The sequence below is a fragment of the Amycolatopsis sp. NPDC021455 genome (assembly GCF_040640995.1).
Lineage (GTDB): Bacteria > Actinomycetota > Actinomycetes > Mycobacteriales > Pseudonocardiaceae > Amycolatopsis.
Genome location: NZ_JBFACT010000141.1, coordinates 1 through 7,265 on the forward strand (window position 1 = coordinate 1; position 7,265 = coordinate 7,265).

8 protein-coding genes are annotated in these 7,265 nt (G+C 73.5%); all 8 read right to left on the bottom strand.

Features of this window, described 5'->3' with window-relative positions:
* Positions 1 to 64 precede the first annotated feature (64 nt).
* Positions 65 to 550, bottom strand: coding sequence for a zinc-ribbon domain-containing protein (locus AB0G28_RS48815; RefSeq protein WP_361106396.1), 486 nt, complete (start codon positions 548 to 550; stop codon positions 65 to 67).
* 133 nt (positions 551 to 683) lie between these two features.
* Entirely contained in the window at positions 684 to 1,208 is a 525-nt protein-coding gene (locus AB0G28_RS48820) for a phage tail protein (RefSeq protein ID WP_020647187.1), read from the bottom strand.
* Positions 1,205 to 3,160: a putative baseplate assembly protein gene (locus tag AB0G28_RS48825; RefSeq protein WP_361106400.1), complete on the bottom strand. Its 1,956-nt coding sequence runs from the start codon at positions 3,158 to 3,160 to the stop codon at positions 1,205 to 1,207. Before AB0G28_RS48825 ends, AB0G28_RS48820 begins: the two co-directional genes overlap by 4 nt.
* Positions 3,157 to 3,567, bottom strand: coding sequence for a GPW/gp25 family protein (locus AB0G28_RS48830; RefSeq protein ID WP_093951055.1), 411 nt, complete (start codon positions 3,565 to 3,567; stop codon positions 3,157 to 3,159). Before AB0G28_RS48830 ends, AB0G28_RS48825 begins: the two co-directional genes overlap by 4 nt.
* Positions 3,568 to 3,570: 3 nt before the next feature.
* On the bottom strand, positions 3,571 to 3,969 hold the full coding sequence (locus tag AB0G28_RS48835) for a PAAR domain-containing protein (protein ID WP_361106403.1): 399 nt from the start codon (positions 3,967 to 3,969) through the stop codon (positions 3,571 to 3,573).
* Positions 3,970 to 3,980: 11 nt separating this feature from the next.
* Positions 3,981 to 5,621: a VgrG-related protein gene (locus AB0G28_RS48840; protein WP_361106406.1), complete on the bottom strand. Its 1,641-nt coding sequence runs from the start codon at positions 5,619 to 5,621 to the stop codon at positions 3,981 to 3,983.
* Positions 5,614 to 6,282 carry a peptidoglycan-binding protein gene (locus tag AB0G28_RS48845; protein ID WP_361106409.1) on the bottom strand — a complete coding sequence of 223 codons (669 nt, stop codon included), beginning with the start codon at positions 6,280 to 6,282 and terminating at the stop codon, positions 5,614 to 5,616. The genes AB0G28_RS48840 and AB0G28_RS48845 overlap by 8 nt, the downstream gene beginning before the upstream one ends.
* Positions 6,282 to 7,187, bottom strand: a complete 906-nt coding sequence (locus AB0G28_RS48850; RefSeq protein ID WP_361106412.1) for a DUF4157 domain-containing protein — start codon at positions 7,185 to 7,187, stop codon at positions 6,282 to 6,284. The genes AB0G28_RS48845 and AB0G28_RS48850 overlap by 1 nt, the downstream gene beginning before the upstream one ends.
* Positions 7,188 to 7,265: the final 78 nt, after the last annotated feature.

Genomic DNA, 7,265 nt, shown 5'->3' on the forward strand with positions numbered 1-7,265 from the left:
GTCAATAGCACCCCTTGTGGCGTTCGGTGCGTTGGACGCACCGAACGCCACATTGGGGCGCTTGCTACAGCAGCAGCGCCAGCAGCCAGACCGCGCCGACCGCCAGCAGCGGGACGGCGACCAGCAGCACCAGCTTCCACCACGTGCGCCGCCGCGGCGGGGCCGGCGCAACCTCCGGCGGCTTCGGCATCCAGCGAGCCGGGGACGCCGCGCCGGGCCACAGTTCCTCGCCGCACGTCTCGCAGCGCTTGCGGTGCGCCGGGTTGATCGTTCCGCAGCGGCCGCAGTGCGGACCCGGCACCTCCACCCGGCGCGGTGCCGGGTGGCCGTAAGGCGCAGGACCCGGCGGCAACGGCATCCGGCCGGAGGGGACGGGTGGCCCGCCGGGCCCGGCGTCAGTCGGCTTGTACACGGCCTTGCGCGGCTCGTGCTCCGCGACCGCCGGACGCTCCAGCAGCAGCGGGTAGCCGCAGTTCGGGCACAGCTTCGCCCCCTGCGGCGGCAGCGGACGCCCGCACTCCGGGCAGCCGGGCGGCGGACCGGGCCTCATCCGGCACCTCCCGCCGACCGCACCCGCAGCTGCCGCTCGCCCAACCCACCGGCACCCCGGATCGCGCACAGCCTGACACCCTGCAACCGCAACAGACACCCACACCCCGGGCAACCAGGCGGCGGACCGGGCCTCATCCCGCACCTCCCGCCGACCGCACCCGCAAGTCCACCCGCACACCGATCGGCAGCTCCTCGGCCAGGAACGCCCGCAGCTGCCGCTCACTCAACCCACCGGTGTGGTCGAGCCGCACCACCACGACGTCGGTCGCCGCGGGCACCGTGTCGCCCGGGGCGAAGATCCCGCCCGGGTCGATCACCTCGACCCGGCTGCCGGTGAGGGCCTCCAGCAGCGTCTCCACGCCGTGGCGGGTTCCGCGCCACACCAGCGCCTGCCCGACCGCGCGGATCAGGCGCCGCTGGGCCTCGCGGACCTCGGCGTCGCCCACGCGGGTCGCGTCCAGCTCGACGCCGAGCCAGGAAGCCAGGTACACCAGCATTTCCGGCGAGGCCAGCCCGACGTCGAGCTCGTGCTCGAGGTCGGAGATCTGGTCGCGCACGGAGTCCGCGATCTCCTCGAAACCGCGGACGAAGCCGGAAATCACCGGGTCCCGCCCCATCACCGCGGGCAGCTGCGCGAGCAGCCAGCCGCCGGTCATTGGCGCACCACCACCCGGTGGGCCACCGAGAGGAACAGCTCGTCCGGGTTGAGCCGGACGCGCTGGCCCGCTTCCTCGGGCTGCCGCTTGCCGCGCAGGTCGGCCAGGAACAGGTGCACGGTCTCGGCCCGCGCCACCCCGGCCACACCTTGCAGCACCGAGAAGACGTCCCCGATGGACAGGTCCGTGTCGAACGGCCACCCGCGCCCGGCCGCGCCGCCGACCACCGGGTTCACGTAGGCGTACAACGCCGATTCGGCGTCGGCGCGGACCTTCTCCGGCTGGACCGTCGGCGCCGCGTGCACCTCGGCCACGACGGTGATGCCCTGGTACGACGGCTCGTCGATGCGGGCCTGCGTCGTCAGCAGGCGCCGGGCGTCGAGGTAGACCTTGATCCGGTCGGACAGCTCGCGCGGCAGCGCGAGATCGGCCAGCCGCAGCGACTCCGGGGCGACGTCGACCCGGGGCACCACCAGCAGCCGGGCGGGTTCGCCGGACTTCGCCGGCGGCAGGCACCGGGCGCGGGCGACACCCGGCGCGGCTTCGAGCGTCAGCCGTTCGAAGTCCTTCGCCGTCACCGCCCGGTGCCCGCCGCGAAGGTACAGCGGGCCGCGGATCTTCGCGTTGTCCACCGTCTCGGCGTCCACGCCCCCGGTGGCGGGCTCGAGGTTGCGGACCGAGTCGACCGAGGGAATGGCGCTGAGCGGGATGATCAGCTTGCCCGCCCCGACGTTGCCCCGCCGTCCGCCGCCGTAGCGGTATCCGGTGACCCACAGCTGGGCGCCTTCCTCCGGGACCGCGCCGTAGTGGCGGACCCGGCCGTCGCGGCCCGTCACGCTCGGCCCGAAGCGGATTTCCCCGGTGGCGCCGGCCCAGGTGAACACCCGGTCGTGCGGGCTCGCGTCGGTGAAGTCGGCCACCTCGGTCCAGGTGCGCACTTCCGGCTCGCTGCCGTTGTCCCGGCGGACGAGGACCTCCTCCACCGTCTCGCCGCGGCGGCGCGGCAGGACCGGGGCACGCCGGACGACGAACGTCTGGCCCGGCTCCCCCGTGCTGGTCCCGACCAGCTCGCGCGGGGCCGGCTCGGCGTGGTGGGCCGCCACCTCGCCGCCCAGCCCGGTGACGTCGATCCCGTGCAGCATCGGGGAAGTGTCGTACGTGCGCCCGTCTTCGAGGGGCTCGACGAGCGTGCAGCGGAGCCAGTGCGCGCGGACCGGGCCGATCGCGAGCTGCTCGTGGTCGCCGGCCAGCAGCAGCGTGACCGCGCCCGAGGTGTTGAAGCCGTCGCTGGTGTCGGACAGGACCCGGGCGTCCCGCCATTCGCGGCCGTCCCAGCTCTGCCACCGCCGCGGCGGGTTGCGCGGGTCGATGCCGCGGCCGGCCGCGCCGCTGACTTCGACGTCCAGCTGGATCAGGTTGCGGGCCAGGGAGTTCTCGAAGCCGAGGTACAGCGCGTCCGCCACGGTCAGCGAGCCGAACACCGCGATCGGCTCCACGCCGATTTCCTCGGTGTGGTCGGTGAAGCGGCCGCCGGTGCGGGTGAGGCACGCTTGCAGCACCGGCGCCACCAGCTGCAGGTCGCGGTCGGTCATGAAGACGATCTGGTCGGCGTCCGGGCCGGTCTCGGTGCCGACCTGGGTGCCGGCCGGGACGCGGATCGCCTGCTCCGGCGGTGCGGCCAGGGTGAACAGCAGGGCGGCCCGCGCGGGCGAGGCCGAGGCCAGCTCGATGCCGACCAGCTCGAGGAACTTGACGTAGAGCCGGTCGGGCACCTGGTTGAGCCGGTAGAGGATCATCTCGGTCATCCAGGCGAACAGCTCGATCAGCGCGACGCCGGGGTCGGAGACGTTGTGATCCGTCCATTCGGGACAGTGCCGGGCGATGCGCCGCTTGGCTTCGTCCACGATGTCCTGGAAGCGACGGTCATCGAGGTGGGGCGCGGGCAGGCTCATGGCGCCGCTTCCTCCTGCGGGATCACGTAGAACGGGAACACCAGGTTGCGGTGGTCGTTCGTCGCCCGGATCCGGTAGGCGATGTCGATCGACACGCACGCGCCGTCCCCTTCGGCGGTGGCGGTCACGGTGAGCGGCTCGATCCGGGGCTCCCAGCGCGCGACGGCCTCCCGGACGCTCTGTTCGATCCGGCCGAGGGTGTCGAAGTTCACCGGCGCGAACAGGTTCTCCCACATCGCGCAGCCGAAGTCCGGCCGCATCACCCGCTCCCCCGGCGCGGTGGACAGGATCAGCCGCAACGCCGCGTCGATCTCCTCGCCCCCGCCCACCAGCCGCACGCCGCCGCCGGGGGTCAGCTGCCCGGGAAACGCCCAGCCGCGGCCGATCAGGTCCGCCCGTTCCGCCATGCCTCAGCCCACCAGTACGTTCGCCGAACCGGGCCCGATCGCCGACGTCGGCGCGTCCACGGGGTCGTTGCACGTCTTCACCGGGTCGCCGGTGCGGGCCATGCCCTTGCCGTTGCACAGCACGGTGACCGAGCCGGTCAGCACCGTGCCGGTGTTGGCGGGCGGGCGGGAAAACGACGCGCCCGGCGGTGGCAGGTGCGGCGGCAGGTTCTGGGCGCCGCTGTTCACCGTCGCGGCCGGGAGGCCGTTGACGAGCACGTCGGTGGACAGCCCGGTCACCAGCTTCCCGGAGAACGGCATCGGGGTCGGGGTGGGCACCGGGCCGCCCGGTGAGGGCACGAGCACGATATGCGTGTCCATGCCGGTCACCGGATCCCCCTGCCGCGCCGCGGGTTGTGCCATCGTCGCCTTCCCTAGTTGAGCTTGATCGGCTTGCCCGAGACGGTCACCGCGCCGGTGGCCGTGATCTCGACCTGCGGTCCCTCCAGCACGAGCTGCTGTCCCGCCTTCACTTCGATCCGGTCGGCGGTGACGACGAGCTTGCGCTCGCCGGTCAGCTTCGACTCGGACTGTTCCAGGTGCAGCAGGCATCCGGAGTCGCCCAGCTTCAGCTCGATCGAGCTGGTGGGGTCGTCGGTCAGCACCAGCCGGTGGTCCTTGCGGCTGGCAAGGATCCGCCGGTCGGTCTTCCCGCCGCGGGACACGCCGGCCTCCGGCGGCGCGTCCTTGCGGCTCCACAGGCCGCCGAGCACGAGCGGCCGCGCCTTGTCGTCGTTCTCGAAGCCGACCAGGACCTCGTCGCCGACCTCGGGCAGCCACTGCACGCCCCGCTTCGCCCCGGCCCCCGGTGCGACGACGCGGGCCCACGTGCTTTCGTCGTCGGTCAGGGTCGGGAACCGCACCTTCACCCGGGCCTGGCCCGCCTTGTCGTCGTTGTTGGTGACCACGGCGACCACCAGGCTGCCCCAGCCGCGGTGCTCGGTCCCGCCGCGAAGCAGGTCGGCGAGCCCCTCGGACTCCTGGCCGCCGCAGACGAACCGCGTCACGTACGGGCGGCCGGCGCCGTAGATGTGCTCGACGCTGGTGACCCGGTACTTGCCGGCGAGGCGGCGGCCGACCCGGTCGAGCTGGACGTCGGTGCCCGCGCCCAGCCACGGGTTGCCCGCCGCCTCGCCGCGCAGCACGACCTGGCCGCCGGAAGCCTTGCGCAGCAACGCTTCCGCCCGCGCGTCCGCCTCCGGCTTGCTCGCCGCCGGGAACTGGCCGGCCCGCCGGGTCACCGCGCCGAAGCCGCGGCGCGCGGCGGCGGCCATCTCCGCGACCGCCGGGGCGTCCGACCCCGGGTCCGGCGTGCTCGCCCGGCCGGTCACGGCCCGCTTGTCCACCGGGTCCCACGCGGTGACGACGACCTCGTCGCAGGCGTCCGCGGAGGCGAAGCGCACCCGGAAGTCGTGCAGGTTGCCGCCCCACACCAGCACCGGCGGCCGGTGCCGCTCGGCGGGCTTGCGCTTGAAGTGGAACTTCCGTTCGGTGATCCAGAAGTCGTAGCCGATCCGGCCGGCGATCCGCCGCAGGAACGCGTAGTCGGTCTCGCCGTGCTGCAGCGTGTGCTCGCGGATCTCGCCGGTGCCGTCGATGTCGGTGTCGAGGCCGTACTCCCCGGCGATCCGGCGGGCGATGTCGCCGTCGGTCATGTTGGTGAACGCCCGCGACTTGCCGCCGCGGGCGAGGCGGTGGGTCAGGTCGAGCCCGGTGACGACGAGCTCGTGCCGTCCGCTCGCCCCGGCTTCGACGGCGATCGCCGTCACTTCGCCGGAGGTGACCACGACCGGTTCCCCTTCGGCGCGGAAAGCGATGCCGATCGCCGTGCCGAGCCGGAACCGGTCCTCGTCGAAAAGCTCGAAGTGCTGGTCGTCGAAGCGCAGCACGAACGTGTCGGGCAGCTGCACGGACTCTTCGACGTGCACGAGCGTGAGCCGCCCGTACAGCTCGGTGCGCAGCGGCGAGCCGTCGACGGTGACGAGCACGCCGTCGAGGCGGCGTTCCTCAGTCACGGTGGCGCACCTCGAGCTCGGGTACGGCCAGCGAGACGCCTTCGGGCAGCCGCAACGGGTCGAGGATGCCGTTGGCCTCGGCGATGACCCGCCACCGGGTCGCGTCGCCGTAGTGGGCGGCGGCGATCCGGTCCAGCGTCTCGCCGGGCAGCAGCTGGTGGACGGTGTGCAGCGACGGCGTCGACGACGTCGGGTTCTGCAGCGGCAGCTCGGCCTCGTCCTTCCACTGCTTCAGCGAGACATCGGCCTTGGCGCGCAACGGCGTCCCGCTGCTGGCGAAGTAAGTGAACCGCATCTGCAGGCGTTCGACGACGGCCTTGAAGGAGTACGTGGCGCCCCAGTGGAACTCGACCCACGGCGGGCGGGCGGAGTTGCGCCCGCGGTCGGAGCCGGCCAGCTTCGGGTCGACTTTCATCAGGCCCAGCAGCTGGTCGGTGTGCTGGGTGACCGGGTCCCCGGTGCGGGTCGTGTCGAAGGTCAGGCTCATGGTCAGCGTCGCCGACTGGCCGGCCTGGAACCGCAGCTCCGGCGCGTTCTTGCCCTTGGCCTCCTTGGAGCTCCAGGTGTTGGACTTCGCGATGGTGAGCTCGGCGGGGTTGAACATGCACTCGATCCGCCCGCCGCCCTCGATCTGCAGGTAGGCCTTCACCGGGGCGGACATCAGAACACCCCCGAGTACCGGCCGCCGCGCCGCTCGAGCTGCCGCAGCACGCGCTCTTCGAGGGCCTCGGCGATCCGGTCGAGATCGGCGGCCGACGGTCCCTTCGCGACGGTCGTCGCCGCGGCGGTCACCGCGTGCTCGGCCGTGGCCCGGGCTTCTCCGGCCGCTTCGCTGACGGTGTTCACGGCCTGGCCGGCTTCGGTCACCTGTTCGGCCGCGTGCTCGGCCACGGCGTTTCGCGCGGCCTGCGTCGCGACGTCCACGACTCCGGCCGCACCCGCTCCGCCGACCGGCAGGCCGTCGACGACGCCGGCGGAGACACGATTCCCGACGGCCTGCGCGGCGCGTTCCTCCTCGTCGGCCGCGCCAGTGGAGAGTCCCAGCAGGAACCGCGGCCTGCCGACCGGCCGCCGGGCGTGCGCGAGTTCGTGCGCCAGCACCCGCATCGAGGAGGGCCGGGTGTCCGGCGGCGCGCTCAGGTGGACGGTGCTGCCGGTGGTGGCGCCCAGCGCCCCGGCGGCGGCGAGCGCGGCCCGGGTCCGCGGGCCGGTGGTGTACCGGACGTGGGAGCCTGCGGTAAGTCCGGCGACGAGAGGCCGGAAGGCGGCGGGGAACGCCCTCGGTGTTTCCAGCGGCTGCCGCGCGACGGCCGCCCGCCAGCGTTGTTCGGCGGTCCGCGGTTCCCGCACGGGCCCGGCGGGGGCCGGCTCGCCGCCGGTTCCCGGGCCCGCGTTCGCCGGCACCCGGCGGGCACCGGGCAAGATCCCGTCCGCCTGATCACGCGCCACCGAGCCCACGTTCGCCGATGCACGGCGGGCACCGGGCAAGATCCCGTCCGCCTGCTCTCGCACCACCGAGCCCACGTTCGCCGCTGCCCGGCGGACGCCCGCCACGGTGCCATTCACGGCGGCCGCTCGGAGTCCGTGAAGGCCTCCTTCCCGGCTCTTAAGGCCGGGCTGTCGGTGCCGCATGGCACCATCACG

Bases quoted from the DNA above. Each gene is read 5' to 3' on its own strand.
- AB0G28_RS48815 (WP_361106396.1), bottom strand. From the start codon at position 550: ATGAGGCCCGGTCCGCCGCCCGGCTGCCCGGAGTGCGGGCGTCCGCTG.
- AB0G28_RS48820 (WP_020647187.1), bottom strand. From the start codon at position 1,208: ATGACCGGCGGCTGGCTGCTCGCGCAGCTGCCCGCGGTGATGGGGCGG.
- AB0G28_RS48825 (WP_361106400.1), bottom strand. From the start codon at position 3,160: ATGAGCCTGCCCGCGCCCCACCTCGATGACCGTCGCTTCCAGGACATC.
- AB0G28_RS48830 (WP_093951055.1), bottom strand. From the start codon at position 3,567: ATGGCGGAACGGGCGGACCTGATCGGCCGCGGCTGGGCGTTTCCCGGG.
- AB0G28_RS48835 (WP_361106403.1), bottom strand. From the start codon at position 3,969: ATGGCACAACCCGCGGCGCGGCAGGGGGATCCGGTGACCGGCATGGAC.
- AB0G28_RS48845 (WP_361106409.1), bottom strand. From the start codon at position 6,282: ATGTCCGCCCCGGTGAAGGCCTACCTGCAGATCGAGGGCGGCGGGCGG.